This is a genomic window from Stenotrophomonas maltophilia group sp. Smal13, assembly GCF_030236855.1.
Lineage (GTDB): Bacteria > Pseudomonadota > Gammaproteobacteria > Xanthomonadales > Xanthomonadaceae > Stenotrophomonas > Stenotrophomonas maltophilia_A.
In genome coordinates, this window is the sequence record NZ_JASJSQ010000006.1 from 55,833 (window position 1) to 72,670 (window position 16,838).

General features: G+C 66.8%; 15 protein-coding genes. 5 read left to right on the plus strand and 10 right to left on the minus strand.

The features are described from left to right. Positions 1-39: 39 nt before the first annotated feature. The 3 genes from QRO95_RS03800 to QRO95_RS03810 form a co-directional block, all read right to left on the minus strand. Positions 40-2,469 (minus strand): TonB-dependent receptor, encoded by a 2,430-nt coding sequence (locus tag QRO95_RS03800; protein ID WP_285301694.1) that lies wholly within the window; start codon positions 2,467-2,469, stop codon positions 40-42. A 71-nt stretch (positions 2,470-2,540) separates the two neighbouring features. Then, the gene (locus QRO95_RS03805; protein WP_285301695.1) at positions 2,541-3,392 is read right to left on the minus strand and encodes a FecR family protein; all 852 of its coding nucleotides are present in this window, start codon (positions 3,390-3,392) and stop codon (positions 2,541-2,543) included. After that, entirely contained in the window at positions 3,389-3,913 is a 525-nt protein-coding gene (locus tag QRO95_RS03810) for an RNA polymerase sigma factor (protein ID WP_049401449.1), read from the minus strand. Before QRO95_RS03810 ends, QRO95_RS03805 begins: the two co-directional genes overlap by 4 nt. 203 nt (positions 3,914-4,116) lie before the next feature. On the opposite strand from QRO95_RS03810, the gene QRO95_RS03815 reads away from it, so the two are divergent. Together QRO95_RS03815 and QRO95_RS03820 are read left to right on the plus strand one after the other, a co-directional pair. Beyond that, positions 4,117-4,383, plus strand: coding sequence for a hypothetical protein (locus QRO95_RS03815; protein WP_032129472.1), 267 nt, complete (start codon positions 4,117-4,119; stop codon positions 4,381-4,383). Positions 4,384-4,392: 9 nt separating this feature from the next. Next, positions 4,393-5,565 carry a low temperature requirement protein A gene (locus tag QRO95_RS03820; protein WP_285301696.1) on the plus strand — a complete coding sequence of 391 codons (1,173 nt, stop codon included), beginning with the start codon at positions 4,393-4,395 and terminating at the stop codon, positions 5,563-5,565. 112 nt (positions 5,566-5,677) lie between these two features. Here QRO95_RS03820 and QRO95_RS03825 read toward each other — a convergent pair whose 3' ends face one another. From QRO95_RS03825 to QRO95_RS03855, 7 genes are all read right to left on the minus strand, one after another. After that, a complete protein-coding gene (locus QRO95_RS03825) occupies positions 5,678-6,223 on the minus strand; it encodes a DUF1697 domain-containing protein (RefSeq protein ID WP_285301697.1) in 546 nt (181 codons plus the stop codon). Beyond that, positions 6,220-6,861: a response regulator transcription factor gene (locus QRO95_RS03830; protein ID WP_285301698.1), complete on the minus strand. Its 642-nt coding sequence runs from the start codon at positions 6,859-6,861 to the stop codon at positions 6,220-6,222. The genes QRO95_RS03825 and QRO95_RS03830 overlap by 4 nt, the downstream gene beginning before the upstream one ends. Further along, positions 6,854-7,909: a sensor histidine kinase gene (locus QRO95_RS03835; RefSeq protein WP_285301699.1), complete on the minus strand. Its 1,056-nt coding sequence runs from the start codon at positions 7,907-7,909 to the stop codon at positions 6,854-6,856. The genes QRO95_RS03830 and QRO95_RS03835 overlap by 8 nt, the downstream gene beginning before the upstream one ends. A gap of 253 nt (positions 7,910-8,162) precedes the next feature. Next, positions 8,163-8,900, minus strand: coding sequence for an MgtC/SapB family protein (locus QRO95_RS03840; protein ID WP_285301700.1), 738 nt, complete (start codon positions 8,898-8,900; stop codon positions 8,163-8,165). Positions 8,901-8,931: 31 nt separating this feature from the next. Beyond that, positions 8,932-11,691 (minus strand): magnesium-translocating P-type ATPase, encoded by a 2,760-nt coding sequence (gene mgtA, locus QRO95_RS03845; protein ID WP_285301701.1) that lies wholly within the window; start codon positions 11,689-11,691, stop codon positions 8,932-8,934. A gap of 62 nt (positions 11,692-11,753) precedes the next feature. Next, positions 11,754-12,053 carry a hypothetical protein gene (locus QRO95_RS03850; RefSeq protein WP_006369764.1) on the minus strand — a complete coding sequence of 100 codons (300 nt, stop codon included), beginning with the start codon at positions 12,051-12,053 and terminating at the stop codon, positions 11,754-11,756. Positions 12,054-12,336: 283 nt separating this feature from the next. Further along, positions 12,337-12,639 (minus strand): hypothetical protein, encoded by a 303-nt coding sequence (locus QRO95_RS03855; protein ID WP_285301702.1) that lies wholly within the window; start codon positions 12,637-12,639, stop codon positions 12,337-12,339. A 271-nt stretch (positions 12,640-12,910) separates the two neighbouring features. Here QRO95_RS03855 and QRO95_RS03860 point away from each other — a divergent pair, with 271 nt between their 5' ends. The 3 genes from QRO95_RS03860 to QRO95_RS03870 all read left to right on the plus strand — a co-directional run bounded on the left by QRO95_RS03860 (position 12,911) and on the right by QRO95_RS03870 (position 16,821). Then, positions 12,911-13,645 carry a CS1 fimbrial subunit B flags: Precursor gene (locus QRO95_RS03860; protein ID WP_285301703.1) on the plus strand — a complete coding sequence of 245 codons (735 nt, stop codon included), beginning with the start codon at positions 12,911-12,913 and terminating at the stop codon, positions 13,643-13,645. Between the two features lie 110 nt (positions 13,646-13,755). After that, on the plus strand, positions 13,756-14,250 hold the full coding sequence (locus tag QRO95_RS03865) for a CS1 type fimbrial major subunit (RefSeq protein WP_285301704.1): 495 nt from the start codon (positions 13,756-13,758) through the stop codon (positions 14,248-14,250). A gap of 66 nt (positions 14,251-14,316) precedes the next feature. Continuing rightward, a complete protein-coding gene (locus QRO95_RS03870) occupies positions 14,317-16,821 on the plus strand; it encodes a TcfC E-set like domain-containing protein (RefSeq protein ID WP_285301705.1) in 2,505 nt (834 codons plus the stop codon). The last annotated feature ends 17 nt before the right edge of the window (positions 16,822-16,838 follow it).

Here is a 16,838-nt window from a genome sequence, read left to right on the forward strand (position 1 = left end):
CGCGCATAGATTTCATGGCTCCCATAAGGGCGCCATGGATCAGTACCGGTACTGCCACCCCAGCGTCAGCACCCGGCCACGGCCCGAGAAATAGCTCGGGTTCGACGGCGTGGTCTGCGAGTAGTAGCTGATGTACTGCTTGTTCGCCAGGTTCTGCACGCCCAGCGTGAAGGCGTGCTTGTCCAGCACGTAGCGGGCCACAAGGTCCACCGTGGTGTAACCCTTGAACTCCGCCACCCGCGCGCCACGCAGGTCGAAGTCGCGGTCGAAGGCGTGGCTGGCCTGCAGGCGGGTGCTCAGCTGTGGTGTCCAGCTCTGCTCCCAGAACGCGGTCAGCCGGTTCGGCGCGATGTTGACGCCGGCCAGGTCGCTGTCGAGGCGGCCATCGACGTCGGCATCGTAGCGGCCGTTGGCACGTGCATAACCCAGGCCCAGCCGGCTGTCGCCCAGGCGCAGGCGCAGGTTGCTTTCGAAGCCCTCCACGCGGGTGGCCTGGCGCTGCACCGCATAGGCATCGATGCCCGGATCGTAGATCAGCACCGAGCCCAGCTTGGATTCGGAGGTGTAGTAGGCGATGTCACCGCTGAAACGGCCATCGTCGTACTCCAGGCCGATCTCGCGGTTGTCCGACACCACCGGTGACAGGTCAATCAGATTGTCCACGCGCTGGCCGTCCCGGTTGATCGCGCGCAGCACGCGGCCAACGTCGGCCACGGTGTAGCCTTCCGAATACGAGGCGTAGGCGTTGAGGCGGTCATTGATGTACCAGACCGCGCCGAAGTTGGGCAGGGTCTCGCTCATGGTCGGCTTGCCGCCGGCCACCTTGCGTGCGCCGTAGCGGGGCAGGGTGGTGTAGTCGCCTACTTCCAGCTCGCCCTTTTCGTAGCGCAGGCCGCCGGACAGCATCAGGTGGTCGGTTGGCCACCAGTGCAGCTGCAGCAGCGGCGACAGGCTCTGGTAGGTGGTCTGCGGCACCCAGTTCATGCCGCTGGCCAGCAGCACCTGGTGGGTGCGGTCGCGCAGGCCGTCCAGGCCCAGGGTCACGTCCAGCGTGGTGTCGGCGATGCGGGCCCAGCTCTGGGTCAGCTTGAAGCCGCGCTTGTCCGATTCGTTCTGGGTCTGGTCCCAGGCGGCGTTGGCGCCGGTGTTGCCCCACGGGTCCCACTGGCTGGCGCCATAGCGGCCTTCGAAGTCCACCGCGAAGGCCTGCGCCTGGAAGCGGCCACCGAGCAGATCGGCGGCGCTGTAGTCCAGCGTCAACGAACGCGAGCGGTTCATCGGCGGCTCCAACGGGGTATCGCCGGGCACCGAAATGGTCGGGCGACCGGTGCGGTAATCACCGTTCACCGCCAGGTAGTTGTCCAGCCCGCGCAGCTCGTAGCGGTTGGCCATCAGCTGCAGGCGGTGGCCCTCGGCAATGTTCCAGCCCAGCTTGGCGAACACGTTCGACGAGGTCGAATCCATCAGTTCGCCCTGGGCGTTGGTACCGATCGAACGGCCCTCGCCGTCGTGGTACAGGCCCTGCTTCTCATAGGCCAGGCCGGCCACCAGATCGAACTGCTCGCCGCGCACGCCGACCAGTGCCGAGCCGCGCTGGCCGTTGTCATCACGGCGGCTGGGCAGCGCCGAGCTGTAGCTGATGTTGGTGTCGAGCAGGAAGGCACCGGGCTCGCTGGGCGCGCTGCGGGTGATGATGTTGACGATGCCACCGGTACCGCCGATGCCCTGCAGTGCGTTGGCACCGTGGATGACCTCGATGCGTTCGATCATCGCCGGATCGATGGTGTGCGAATCACGTGAGCCATCGCGCAGCGGCGTCGACTGCGGCACGCCGTCGACCATGTACAGGATGCCGCGGCCACGCATGGTTTCGCCGTAGTTGGACATCTTCTCGCGCGCCGGGGCAAACGCCGGGATCTGCGCCGACAGCACGCGCGAGACATCCGAGCCCAGCGCCAGCTGCTGCGCGATGTCCTCGCGGGTCAGCACGGTGATGGTGTTGGGCATCGCGGTCTCGCCCTGCGGCATGCGCGCGGTCGAGGCCGATACCGTGACGCGGGCCAGCGAAGTGGTCGTGGCAGGGGACGCTGCCGATGACGCGGCCCCGGCCGGAGCGCGGGGCTTGGGCGATGCTGGCGCGGCACTCACCACGAACACCCCCGGCGAGCGCTCCTGCATCGCCAGGCCTTGCCCGGCCAGCAGGCGCTGCAGGGCGTCGTGCGGGGTGTAGCGGCCGTCGAGGGCGGGCGCGTTGCGGCCGCTCACGCTGTCGGCGGCGAACAGCAGCTGGATGCCACTCTGCCGCGCCAGCGAGTTGAGCGAAGCCTGCAGCGGGCCGGCCGGCAGGTGCAGTTCGACAGGTGCGGAAGCAGCGGTCTGCGCGGTGGCGGGCAGCGCCGCACACAGGCAGGCGGCGAGCAGGGTGGGGGCCAGCCGGCGCAGCGCGGCGGGCGGAACAGGGCGGGTCATGCGGGGGTCCTTCGGAAGGGTTCAAGCACTTGCCGGATGGGACGGCGCGCAACCCACCCTCGGCGTGGCAATCAATCGCGGGCGCGCAGATGCAGGCTGCCGTCGGCGGCGGTATGCACCCGGACCGGCAGGATCTCCGGCAACAGCGCGACCGCCGTCTCGGCACGATCGGCATCGAACACACCCGACACCTGCAGCGGACCCAGTGCCGGGTCGTCCAGCACGATCGGACGGTCGTGATAGCGCTGCAGGATGCGCAGCACCTCGCTCAGTGGCATGCGGTCGAACTGCAGCCGGCCAGTGGTCCAGTCGGCCCGGTCCGGATCCACGGCTTCCGGCGGAGACAGCGACCCCGGCTGGGCCAGCAGGCGCTGCCCCGGTTTCAGCCGCTGCTCGGTGCCGCCGCCATCCACGCTGACACCGACCTCGCCGCGCCACAGCGTGACCTCGCTGAGATCGCCCTGGCGGTCAACATCGAACAGCGTGCCGTAGTTGCGTACCTGTACCGGTCCGGCATCGACCTGGAAGCGGCGCCACGCCGAATGCTGCACCTCGAAGCGCGCATGGCCCTGCGCCAGCAGCACCTGCCGTGAACGCAGATGGCGACGGACCTGCAGGTGGGTTCCCGCGTCGAGCAGCACGCGGCTGCCGTCCGGCAGCTCGATGTCGCGGCGCTCGCCGACGGCGGTCTGGTAGTCACGCACCTGCCAGGCCGGGTCGGCCAGCAGCAGCGCGGCAGCCGCCAGCAACAGCACCGGCAGTACCCGTTTCGCGCCAGATCCGCCGCGCCGCCGCTGCAACTGCTCCGGGCCTGGCAACGGGAAACGCTCCTTCAGTGCCTCCCGGTGTTGGTCGAGCATGTCCTCGGCGGACGGTTCGGCGGGCGCCGACGGCGGTGCCGGATCGGGTGATGCAGGGCTCACCGCAGCGCACCGTGCAGCCGGCAGTCGGCCATGGCCAGGCGCAGATGACGTTCCACCGCCTTCAGGCCGATGCCCATCCGCTGCGCCACCTCGGCCTGGGGCAGCTCGTGGATCTTGTGCAGGATGAACACCTGCTGCCGCCGGCAGGGCATGCGCTCGATGCTGGCGGTCAGCCGCTGCAGCGCCTGCTGGCCCTGCGCCTGGCGCTCGGGTCCGGGGCGCTCGCAGGCGCCTTCGGGAAGCTCGGCGCGGGGCTCTACCCAGTGCCGGCGCAGGTCCTCGGCGCGGCAGCGGTCGACCGCCGCATCGTGGGCGATCCTGCGCAGCAGCGCGATCGGTTGGCGGGCGTCATGCGCGGCCGGGCGTTCCAGCAGGCGCACACAGACATCGTGCACCACTTCGCGGGCCAGCCCGGGCGAGCGGAACCGGCGATGCAGGTAGTCCACCAGTTCCTCGTAGTGGCGCACCAGCGAGGTCACCAGCGGCAGCGCAGGTGGGCGGGGAAGTGTCGGCTGGGACATCCGGACGGGAAGCAAGGGTGAAAGGCGGGTGCCGGGAGGTCATCCCTGCGCAATGACGCAATACTAATGGGAACTGTTCGCGTTTGCCATGCCGCGATCATCAGGGCGATTGTTCGCCGCGCCTGGAAAGTGAATCCACGATCATCGGCTGGAGCGCAGAATCGCCCACGGCTAGCCTGCCTGCAGGCTCAAGGAGGTGGACCATGCATGTGCTTTTGGTGATGGTGGGTGGCGTCGTGCTGCTTGGGGTGTTCCTGCTGTTCGGGCGGCTGTGGAGCGTGGGCACCTCACAGCTGCCCACGGCCCTGATCGCGTTCATTGCCACCTGGCTGCTGGTGACGGTGGCCAACCTGTGGGTAGGCGTCAGCAAGGCCGGCTACGGGATGCGCGAAGAACTGCCGATCCTGCTGCTGGTGTTCGCGGTGCCGGCCCTGCTGGCCGGTCTGCTCTACTGGCGCCTGGCGCGCTGAAGGAAAGCCATGAGTACACGACTGCGATTGCCGGCCCTGCGCCAGCGCGACGGCCACCATGCGCGCGTGACCTACGAAGAGCTGTTCTTCGACCTGGTCTACGTGTTCGCGGTCACCCAGCTCAGTCACCACCTGCTGCATCACCTGGATCTGGCCGGCGTGCTGCAGACGCTGGTGCTGTGGTTTGCGGTGTGGCTGGGCTGGCAGTACGCCTGCTGGATCAGCAACTGGTTCGATCCGGAAGCGCCGCGCATCCGCGGACTGCTGTTCGCCACCATGCTGCTGGCCTTGTTGATGTCCTCGTCCATTCCCGAGGCCTTCGGCGACCGTGCCTGGGTGTTTGCCGGGGCCTACGCCACCATGCAGGTCGGGCGCACCGCCTTCGTGCTGCTGGAGGTCGGTCGCACGCACCCACTGGCACCGAACTTCCGTCGCATGCTGGCCTGGGTGAGCGTGTCGGCCTGCTTCTGGCTGGCAGGTGCGGCAGCCGAGGGCAGTACGCGGTTGGCGCTGTGGGCGGTGGCCGTGGCGTGCGAATACGTCTCACCGATGTTCGGCTTCGCGTTCCCGGGGCTGGGCCGTTCGCACACCCGCGAGTGGACCATCGAGGGCGGGCACCTGGCCGAGCGCTGCCAGCTGTTCGTCATCGTCGCACTGGGCGAGACGCTGCTGGCGACCGGTGGCGTGCTCAGCGAGGTCGAACAGTGGAGTGGGGCGGTGGTGTCGGCGGTGCTTGCCACGTTCGCCGGCACGATCGCCATGTGGTGGCTGTACTTCGGCATCTCCAGCCGCGACGCCACCGAGGCCATCAGCCATGCCGAAGACCCGGGCCGGATGGGCGCCAACTTCCACTATGTGCACGCGTTGCTGATCGCAGGGATCATCGCTACGGCGGTGGGCAATGACCTGGTCATGGACCACCCGCACGCTGCGGTGACGCCGGTGTATGCGGCCGTGCTGGTGGCCGGCCCGTTGATCTACCTGCTGGGCAGCGCGCTGTACAAGCGGGTGGTGTACGGGCGCGCACCGTACTCGCATCTGATCGGTGCGGTGGCACTGGGCGTGATGGGTTTCGTATTGCCGCAGACCCATCTGTTGGCCGCTGGCTGGTTGACCAGCGCGGTGCTGCTGGCGGTGGGATTGATGGATACGCGGTTGAAGCACCGCCTGCAACGGGCGTGATCTTGTCCGGTATCCAGGCCCGTGCCGGGTAGAGTCGACTGTTAGTCGACTGCTCTTCCACAAGGTTGTGGAAAATCCCGCGCTGCGGGCGATAGTCGACTGACAGTCGACTCTACCGCCGCCCTCTACTGTCTGAGGTGGCTTGGCCGAGCGCGGCGGCCATTGCCGCAAGCTTGCCGACCGTGTTGAGGTTGCGGGCGGTGCCTTGCTGGGCATAGGGAATCCGCAGGCGTGAGTCGGCCATGCCGTCGCCATAGTGGACGAAGATCTCGCGGGTACCCAGCGCCAGCTGCTCATCGCGCAGGCCGGTCACCCCGGTCAAGGGATCGGCGGGCAGTACCTCATCAACGAACAGCGCGACCACGCGATTGCCGGCGGCATGTGGGAACGGATTGCCGGCGGCAACCGCCGCGATCTCGGCTGCCGAGCGCACCAGCACACCCACCGGTTTTCCTGCATAGGCCTGCAGCCGTTGGCCAAGGGCTTTCCGTACGCCGGCTTCGTCAAGTCCGCTGCGGAACACCACGTTGCCGCTGGCGATATAGGTGCGGACGTCGGTGAAGCCGGCGTCTTCGCACATCGCCACCAGTTCAACCATCGGCAGCTTGCCGGTACCTCCGACATTGACTGCCCGCAGCAGCGCGACATGCACGCTCATGGGGAACCTGCCTGCAGGCGGTCGTACATGCGCACCAGGTCGACCAGCGTACGCGCGCCCATCTTGCGCATCACCTGTGCGCGGCGCACCTTCACCGTGATCTCGCTGACCCCGAGGTCGCCGGCGATCTGCTTATTGAGGCGGCCGCGCACCACACCGTCGACCACCTCGCGCTCGCCGGGGTTGAGAGTGTTCCAGCGCTGCTGCAGGGCGTCCAGCGCCTCGCCGTCACGGCGGCGCTGGCGGTCGATGTCGATGCCCTTGTGGATCGCATCCAGCAGCTCCTGGTCACGGAACGGTTTGGTCAGGAACTCGATGGCACCGTCCTTGATCGCGTTGACACCCATTGCGATATCGCCGTGGCCGGTGATGAACACCACCGGCAGCTGCAGGCCGTGGCTGCCCATCGTGCGATGGAACTCCAGCCCGCTCTGGCCGGGCATGCGCACGTCCAGCACCAGGCAGGCCGGCGCATCTTCCAGCTCATGTTCGAGGAACGCCTGGGTGGAGGCGAAGGCCCGCACCTGCAGGCCCATCGAGGCGAGCAGGTCTTCCAGCGCGGCGCGCACCGACGGATCGTCGTCGATCACGTAGACGATGGGTGCCGGGTCCGTGATGGGTGCAGCGGGCTTACGCATGGGGGACTTCCGTGGCGATGGGCAGGTCAAACACAAAGCAGGCACCTCCGCCGCTAGGGCGCTCGGCTCGGATCCTTCCCTCATTGGCCTCGATCATCGAACGGCTCAGGCTCAATCCCAGCCCCAGCCCGTGTGATTTGGTGGTCCAGAACGCATCGAACACGCGCTCAGGATGGTCGATTGGCAGGCCGATTCCACGGTCGCGCACGCTTAGGCTGATCCGCTGTCCGTCGCGTTGGGTCAACAGGGACAGGCGGCGGTCAGCAGCCGGCACTGCTTCCATCGCGTCCACCGCATTGAGGATCAGGTTGCCGATCACCTGCTGCACCTGCACGCGATCGGCCTGCACCAGCGGCAGGTCGGCATCGAGCAGCAGGGCCACGGCCACGCCGTGTTGGTCCAGCTCGCTGCGCGACAGCGCCAGCATTTCCTCCACCGCCTGGTTCAGGTCGAACGCGCGTCGTTCCGGCGCTGCACCCTGGGTCAGGCCGCGGATGCGGGCGATCACGTCACCGGCGCGATGCGCATCGGCCAGGATGCGGGCCACGGTCTGGCGGGCCTTGTCCACGTTCGGTGGGTCCTGTGCCAGCCAGCGCTGGCAGGCTTCGGCGCTGCTGGCGATCGCCGCCAGCGGCTGGTTCACTTCATGTGCGATGGAGGTGGTCAGCTCGCCCACGGTCGATGCGCGCGCCACTCGCAGCAGGCGGCCCTGTGCTTCCTGCACTGCGGCCTTGGCCGCTTCCATCTTCAACGCGAGGTAGGTGGTGATGCCGATCACCAGCATGCCGATCACCGAGTTGACCAGGCCGATGCGGTAGGTGCCGAAGCGGGTGAGGAAAAAGCTCAGGGCGGTGAGTGCGATGCAGGCGATGGCCAGGCTGATCAGCCCGCGTGCGGCGAGTACGCGCGATGCGGCGAGGATGACCGCTGCGTAGAAGCAGGCGGCGGCGACCGCGTAATCGGTGACGGTATCGACCAGGAAGATCGCCGCCATCACGACGATCAGGGCCAGCAGCACCAGCGGGCGGCGGGGCGACAGCGATGGCATCGGGGCGGCTCCCTGGCGTGGGGGGAAAGGATAGCAAAGCCGGATTTGGTAGATGCCGACCGTGCTTGGCGTGCTCCTGTGCTGTCGGCACCCACCAAAGCGATGCCTGGTAGTGCCGGCCGCTGGCCGGCAGCTGCAGGATCGTCCCGGAGTCTATGAGGTTGCCGGCCAGCGGCCGGCACTTCCCAGGTCTGTGCCGACCAAGGTCGGCACCTACCAAGCGGTGCACGATGTTGCCGGCCAGCGGCCGGCACTACTCATCCAGGCTGGCGTTCCAGAACCCCTGCAGCACGCCGGGGGTGGTCGCCAGCGTGGCCAGCACCGCATCCAGTTCACCGGCATCCACCGTGGTGGCATACAGCACCGCTTCGATCTCCACGTCGCGTTCGCCGAACGGACGCTGGTCCACCGCGCGCACCGGGTAGTGCGCCTGTTCCAGCAGCAGCAACAGCTGGTCCAGTACCTCGGCCTGCTGCTCACGCTGGCAGACCACGTTGATTGCATAGGTCGCCTCGCTGAACGCCTCCGGCAACGGCTGCCGCTGGATGCGGTTCACCACTGGCCGCAGCAGGGTGTTGGCGGCCAGCACGAACACCGCCGCCATCACCGCCTCCGGCAGCAGCTTGATGCCCGCACAGGCACCGACCGCCGCCGAGCCCCACAGGGTGGCGGCGGTGTTCAGGCCGGACACCTGCGCACCGTCCTTCATGATCGCGCCGGCGCCGAGGAAACCGACGCCGGAGATCACATAGGCCACCACATGCAGCGGTGAGGGCGGGCCGCCATACAGGTCATGGAAGCGCACGGCCAGGTCGACGAACACCGCCGCACCCACTGCCACCAGCGTATTGGTACGCAGGCCGGCGGTGCGTTGACGCAGCTGCCGCTCCAGGCCGATGACGGTGCCAAGCACGAACGCCACCGACAGGCTGATCAGCGAGCTCAGGGTCGCGCCGGCGTTGAACGCCGGCAGGTTCGGATTGATGTCCATTGTGTTTCTCCCTGGACCAGGCGGCGGGCGCTTACTGCCAGCCGTAGCGACGGATGTAGATCTTCTTCAGCACGGTTGTCAGCACCGCGTAGCCGAACAGGATCGCCACCAGGAACGGCCAGTAGCCGGTCGGCAGGGCCTGCAGCTTGAAGTAGCCAGCCAGCGGGCTCATCGGCAGGGCCACGCCAATGGCCATGATCAGGCCGGTCATCACCAGCAGCGGCGGCGCAGCGATGCTCTGCAGGAACGGCACCTTCGGTGTACGGATCATGTGCACGATCAGGGTCTGGGTCAGCAGACCCACCACGAACCAGCCGGACTGGAACAGGCCCTGGTCGGCCGGTGTGCGCGCATCGAACACGTACCACATCAGCGCGAAGCAGCTCAGGTCGAAGATCGAGCTGATCGGCCCGAAGAACACCATGAAGCGTCCAATGTCTGCCGGGTTCCACTTCAGCGGCTTGCGCACCAGCTCCTCGTCCACGTTGTCGAACGGAATGGCGATCTGCGAGATGTCGTACAGCAGGTTCTGCACCAGCAGCTGCAGTGGCAGCATCGGCAGGAACGGCAGGAAGGCCGAGGCCACCAGCACCGAGAACACGTTGCCGAAGTTGGAGCTGGCGGTCATGCGGATGTACTTCAGCATGTTGTTGAACGTGCGCCGGCCCTGGATGACACCTTCCTCCAGCACCATCAGGTTCTTTTCCAGCAGGATGATGTCGGCGGCCTCCTTGGCGATGTCCACCGCGCTGTCCACGCTGATGCCGATGTCGGCCGCGCGCAGCGCCGGTGCATCGTTGATGCCGTCGCCGAGGAAACCGACCACCTTGCCCTGTGCGCGCAGCTCGCGTACCAGGCGCTCCTTGTGTAGTGGTGTCAATCGGGCAAACACACGGTGGTGGTGCAACGCCCGCGACAGCGCGCCGTCATCCATGCGCTCGATCTGCGGACCGGTCAGGATGGTGTCCGCCTCCAGCCCGACCTGGGCACAGACGCGGGCGGTGACCAGCTCGTTGTCGCCGGTGAATACCTTCACCTCTACGCCATGCGCGGCCAGCGCCTGCAGCGCCTGTGCAGCCGATTCCTTCGGCGGGTCCAGGAAGGCCACGTAGCCGACCAGGGTCAGGCCGCACTCGTCAGCCTGCGAATACACGGTCTGGCTGGCAGCAGTTTCCTTCATCGCCACTGCCACCACGCGAAGGCCCTGTTCGTTCAGTTCCTCGGTGGTCTGCCGCACGCGCGCCAGCCGCTGCTCATCCAACGGCTTGTCCTCGCCGTTCTCGCGCACGGTGCTGCATACCGCCAGCATCTCCTCAACCGCACCCTTGCAGATCAGCTCATGGTGGTCCTCACGTTCGGACACCACCACCGACATGCGGCGGCGCTCGAAGTCGAACGGAATCTCATCCACCTTGTGGTAGTCCTGCGACAGCCGCAGTGAGCTAGGCAGCTCCACGTGCTCCAGCACCGCACGGTCGAGCAGGTTGATCAGGCCGGTCTGGAAGTGGCTGTTGAGGTAGGCAAACTTCAGCACGTCCTCGGAATCGTGGCCGAACACATCGGTATGCCGCTCCAGCGCGATCTTGTCCTGGGTGAGGGTGCCGGTCTTGTCGGTGCACAGCACTTCCATCGCGCCGAAGTTCTGGATCGCATCCAGGCGCTTGACGATCACTTTGCGCCGCGACAACAGCACCGCACCCTTGGCCAGGGTGGAGGTGACGATCATCGGCAGCATTTCCGGAGTCAGGCCCACCGCCACCGACAGTGCGAACAGGAACGCTTCGGTCCAGTCGCCCTTGGTCCAGCCGTTGATCAGCAGCACGAACGGCACCATCACCAGCGCGAAGCGGATCAGCAGCCAGCTGACGCTGTTGACGCCGGCCTGGAACGCGGTGGGTGCGCGGTCGGTGGCGGTGCTGCGCTGGGCCAGGGTGCCGAAGTAGGTGCGGTTGCCGGTGGCCAGCACCACGGCGGTGGCAGTGCCGGATACCACGTTGGTGCCCATGAACAGCAGGTTGTGCTGCTCCAGCAGGCCGGCCAGGCCATCGCCCGGGTGCGCGAACTTCTCCACCGGCAGCGACTCGCCGGTCATCGCCGCCTGCGCCACGAACAGATCCTTGGCGGTCAGCACGCGGCAATCAGCCGGAATCATGTCGCCGGCCGACAGCACGATGTGATCACCGGGCACCAGCTCGCGGATCGGCAGGTCCAGCAGGCGTGCCGGGCGACGGCTGTGCAGGTGCGCACCGAAGTACTGGTCGGCCACATCGGCGGCCTCGGTACCCGGATTGCGGCGCAGCACGCGTGCGGTATTGCCGACCAGTGCCTTCAGCCGCTCGGCGGCACGGTTGGAGCGGCCTTCCTGCACGAAGCGGATCAGCGTGGACAGCAGCACCATCGCGCCGATCACGATCGTGGCCTTGATGTCCTCGGTCAGCCAGGACACCGCCGCCAGTACGGTCAGCAGCAGGTTGAACGGGTTGCGGTAGCACTGCCACAGGTGCCGCCACCACGGCAGCGGCTTTTCGTGATCGACCTCGTTGGGGCCGAGCGTGGCCAGCCGCTCCTCGGCCTCGTGCGGGCTGAGGCCATCGACGTGCGAGTCGAGTGCGGCCAGCAGGCGCGGCTCGTCCAGCTGCGACAGGGTGACCAGGCCGGTGGTGAGCGCGAATGGTGCGGCCTCGGCGCTGCCCGGGCCGAAGCCGGCTTCGGGCATGGCGCGACGACCGAACAGGTTGCCTGCGCGACGGCTGCGCAGGAAGGCATTGAACCAGGCGTTGAGCAGGCTCATGGGAACTCCTTGAATGTCAGAGCCGGCCGCGGCCGGAACACGAACGGAACGGATGCAGCGGTTCAGGCGTGGCGCATCGCCAGCACCGCCGGTGACCACGGCTGCATGTGCAGGCGCTGGCTGCCACCGATGCACAGCGGCTTCATCGCATCGCGAAGGGGGTAGGGCAGATGGCGCAGCACGTTGATGCGTTCGCTGATCGGCAGCAGCGACAGTGCGTCGGCGACCACGCGCGGTGAACCGAGCGACAGCGAACGAGCGAAAACCACGGGGCCGTGCTGCAGCAGGTGGCTGCGCAGGGCGGCAACATCGCGCTCGCCGATCAGGCGGCGCAGGGTGATATAGAGAATCTTGTAGGACATGGGGGTGATCTCCAGGCAGGCGGCGCCTGGCGATCCCCCGTCACTCAGGCAGGCAGGGACCGGCGGGCAGGCGCCAGGAACAGGCAACAGGCGGGCATACGGGGCGCGGGGCGCCCGGCAGGGTCGGGGTCCATCTGCGTCTCCATGAAGGGAGGGAGCCAGCCAGGGTTGCCCTGGCCAGTGGCGCTATTGTCCGCCCCTGAATGTGGTAGACCTAGAGGCTCGTGGGTTAGCCCGGCTATACCTTGGTATAGCCAGGCCCGGCGATGTGCCAAGGTGCGGATCAATGGGCAGCCGGCGTGGTCTGCTTGCAGACGTCATATTCGCCGCGTGTAAGCGTCTTGTCGTGGTCGGTGTCGCAGGCGTGCATTCGTTCTGCCCAGTCCGGCGCAACCGCATCGACTTCGGCGAGGGTGACGATGCCGTCCTCGTCCTTGTCCAGCGATTCATAGGCTGGAATCAGCTTCACTTCGGTTACGTCCTCGGCCGCGGTGGCCTTGCTGGCTTCCTGGGTCTTGGAACACGCACCGAGAAGCAGGCCCGCGCAAAGGGCGAGGGCAACGGGGAGAAAGCGAACACCGGTCATGGCATGCTCCTGAGGAGAGGGCGGTCCACCGTTGTGGTGGCCATGGCCGGATCTTCTGCGCGGGACTGTAAGCCGGTTGCGAAGAATGCAGGTGATCGAGCCGCCGAGTGGGTTGCCGTTCACCGCGTGCGTGCCGGTCCTGCAGGCCAGCAAAGGCGGACTAGGAATCGTTTCAAACCTGTAGGACAAGTCCGACTTTTGCAACTTTTTGTATATCGAAGTTGTGATGGAGTCGTGAAAATTCGCGCTCGCCATTCCCTGCGGGCTCGCCATGCATCGTCTTCTCTCTTTGATTCTGTTGGTCATCCTGTCTGGTAGCGCGCAGGCATCCACACCGCAGATCAATGTCGGCGTGCTGTTCGACTATCTGCAGCCCTCGCACAGCAACCTGCTCAAGCGCATCCGCAACACCGGTGATGCCACCGCCTATGTGCGGGTGGAAGTCACCCAGATGCACTTCGATGCCGACGGCAAGGCCCGTGAGACGCGGGTGGATACCAGTGCTCTGGTACGCAATGTGCCCGATGCGCAGGGCGTCATCGCCAGCCCCAGCCGCCTGATTATTGCAGGCAATGGCCAGCAGGCCACGCGCCTGGTGTATCGCGGCGCGCGCGACGAAGAACGTTACTACCGCCTGCGGTTCGTGCCGGTGGCGCCCAACGCCGCGGAGTTCGCGCTCAGCGAGGAACAGGCGCGCGAAGCGGCCGAGCTCACCTCTGCCATCCGCGTATTCACCGGCTACGGCACGATCTTCTTCGTCGCGCCGGAGAACCCGCGCTACGACACGCTCGTTGAACCACAGCAGGTGCGAAATCGTGGCAATGCCACCGTGGTGCTGGACAACCTGCGTCAGTGCGAGCGCGACCGCCCCGACACCTGCACGCCGGGAATCATTGCCCATGTGCGTCCTGGCAACAGCTACGCGCTGCAGGCCGCTGAGAACCAGTTCCTGCGCTTCGAGCTTCGCGAAGGCGATAGCCAACGCAGCATTGACTCACGCCGTTAAGCCCACTTCCACCGATGGATCTATCCCGAACGGGCCTGCCAGGCGCCCGCTGGGACGGCGTTGCCCTTGCCTGGCATCTTGATTTCCACCCTTGAACCTGGAGTGCATCCATGTCTCTGAAGACCACCCTGCTGGCAGCGGCCACCGCCCTGCTGATCACCCCGGCCGTTGCCCTGGCCGCTACCGAAACCAAGTCCATCACCATCAATGTCACCGCCGACGTGCCGAACAGCGCCGGCCTGCAGGTGTCCACCCCCGATGGCTGGGAAGGCCTGCCGCAGAACCTGCCGTGGGATACCGCCCGTCAGACCTTGGGCGATTTGACCGGCCGCGTCATCAACATCAAGTCGCCGGCGGCGATCAGTGCCTACCTGTCGGCACCGGCACAGATGGCCTCGGCTGCCGACGTGGTCGACCTGGCAGTGAAGCTGGACAACGTGGTGGTGCCGGCCACCTCGGCCGCGAAGATCGAAGTGGCCAACGCTGCCCAGGCCGCCGCCGGCAAGTCACTGGCCTTTGCCATTGCCCCGACTGCGCCGAGCGGTGGCTACAAGCAGGGCAGCTACGGCGGCCAGTTCCACATGATCTTCGAAAGCGACATCTGACGATCATGCAGCCTCGTGCCCTTTTGCCGCGTCATCGATGCGGCGGGAGGGCGCAGGCATCCGCCCATGAGACTTCCCCTCGCTCCCGCATATCCGGCCCTTGCGCGATTGGCGGCTGGCATTGGCGCCGTGGTGTTTGCCGCGTCCAGCCATGCCGCCGGTCTTGCGCTGGGTGAACTGCCCAGCCTGCTGGAGCAGCGCGAGCGCATGCCCGCGGAGTTCCGCGGTCACCTGTTTGGCAATCCGCTCACCGTGCGGGTGGAGCTGGACGGGGGCTATCTGGGGGACGCCGAGGTGCTGCTGCACGAAGACAATCGTGTGCAGTTGATCGGCTTCGGCGAAGTCCATGACAGCCCGCTTCCGCAGACGGAGCGGGCGCGCTGGGCCGAGGCGCTGGCCGAGCCGATGGCGCTGGGTGTGTGCAGCCAGCAATGCCGGGGTCTGGCTGCGTTGCACTACAGCCTGTCCAACTCCCTGCTCAGCCTGCTGACCCCGGGCGGCGCACACAAGGATGGGCGCCATATCGCCTTGCCGGAGCGAGGCAGCCATGGCCTGATCGTCCGCAACAGCGTGGCCGTGCATAGCGGCCAGGAGCAACAGACCTCCGCGCGCTACAGCGCCGAACTGCGTGGCAGTGTCGGCCGCTGGAGCACGGTCGGCAGCTACCAGTACTACGCCCAGCCGGGCAGCCGCGAGCACTATCTCAGTGCCCTGTACGCCCAGCGCGAGCTGGGCGACCATTTCGTGCGTGCGGGCTACTTCCTGCCCACTTTCGAAGGCATCATCCGCCAGCCACGCGCACCCGGCACGCAGAACGATACCGCACTGGGCTTCATGCTCGGCTCATCGGACGTGCTGCTGGCCGATATGCGCAGCCCCAGTGTGTACCCGGTCTATGTCACTGCCAGCCGCGAGGGCGTGGTGGAGATCCTGCGCGATGGCAATCTGCTGTCTACCCAGGCAGTGAAGCCAGGCATTCAGGAAGTCGACACCCGCCGCCTGCCGGGCGGCATCTATGACGTGGAACTGCGTGTCATCGAAGATGGTCACGAGGCCTCGCGTGAGACCGCGTCGATCCACAAGCCCAGCCGCTGGAGCGACCCCACCCGCCGCTGGCGGTACAGCGTGTTCGCAGGCCAGCAGCGTGGCCTGCTCGACAGTGGTCGTGCATCGCAGGACGGCAAGCTGGCCGCCGGCGCGGTGGTCAACTACCTGGTGCATCCGCGTGCGGTGGCCGGTGCCACCGTGCAGCAGATCGGCACGCGCCACGCAGCCGGTCTATCGATGGACTGGCAGGCCAGCGACCGTTTCAGCACGTACACCAATTTCTATACTTCCAGTGATGCCGGGCGCGGCGTCGACCTGCAGGGGCTGTACCGCTACCGCGTCGGCTCGATAGTGGCCAACCATGCGCGTAGTTGGACCGAGCAGCGCCACCGTGTACATCTCGGAGATGGTGCGCCGCCACGCTGGGAAACCCGGGGCGGCTGGCAGGACACCACAGCAGTATCGATCACCCATCGCTTCAACCACCGCGACAACGCCAGCCTGCGCGTATCGCGCAGCTCGGGTTTTACCAGCGGCACCGGCCTCGATGTTTCCTATGGCCGCCGCGAGACCCTGTTCGGAAAGCACGACGTGAACTGGCGGGTCTCAGCCTACGACCGTCCCGGCAGCCGCTTCACCCATTATCGCCGGCAGCGCGGCGTCGACCTGACCGTCAGCGTGTCGCTGGGCAGCGAGCGCCGCAGTTACAGCGGCAGCCTGGGCAGCCGTACCGGCGAGGCCGGCCAGCGCGATACCTATGTCAGCGCTGCAGCCTCGCAGCGTGTGAATGGCAAGCTTGTGCAGAGCGTGAACGGAATGATCAGTGCAGAGCGCAGCGGTATCGGCGCCGGTGCGGGCGCCTATCTGCAAAGCCCATTGCTGGAAGGCGATGTGCAGCTGTACCGCGGCGCCGACGCCGGCCGCATCAGCGGCAGCGCCAACCTCGACAGCACCGTGGTGATCGGGGGCGGTCATGCTGCCGTGCTGGGCCAGGGGCGCAGTGGCAGTGTGGATACCGGCATCATCGTCGATGTGCGCAGCGACTATGCCGATGTCGCGCTGCGCGCGGATGACAGCCGGGGCGGCGGCGTGGAACTGAAGCCGGGGCGCAACTTCGTGCCAGTGACGGCCTACCGCGCGGGCCACGTGCAGTTCGACTTCCAGGGCCGACATGCGCCGGCCGCCGCGCTACAGCCTTCCACCGTCAGCTACCACCTCAACAAGGGCGGGGTGATGCACGCCACCGTGGATGTGCTGCGTACCTTCACAGTGATGGGCCAGGTGCTTGATGCCGATGGCAATGGCGTGCGCGGCGTGCAGGTGATCAACCATGCCGGGCGCAGCGTCAGCCAGGAGGAAGGGTTCTTCACGTTGGAACTGAGCGCGCGCGCGCCGGTGGTGGAGCTGCGCTATCCGAACCTGGTCAGTTGCGTGCTGACGATGGAGGAGGGTCGCTATCCGCGGGAGGGGGATGTGTTGATGGTTGGAGGGGTGAGGTGCCCGAGCCCGCTGGCGGGATCATGAAAGATCTGATGAGGAAT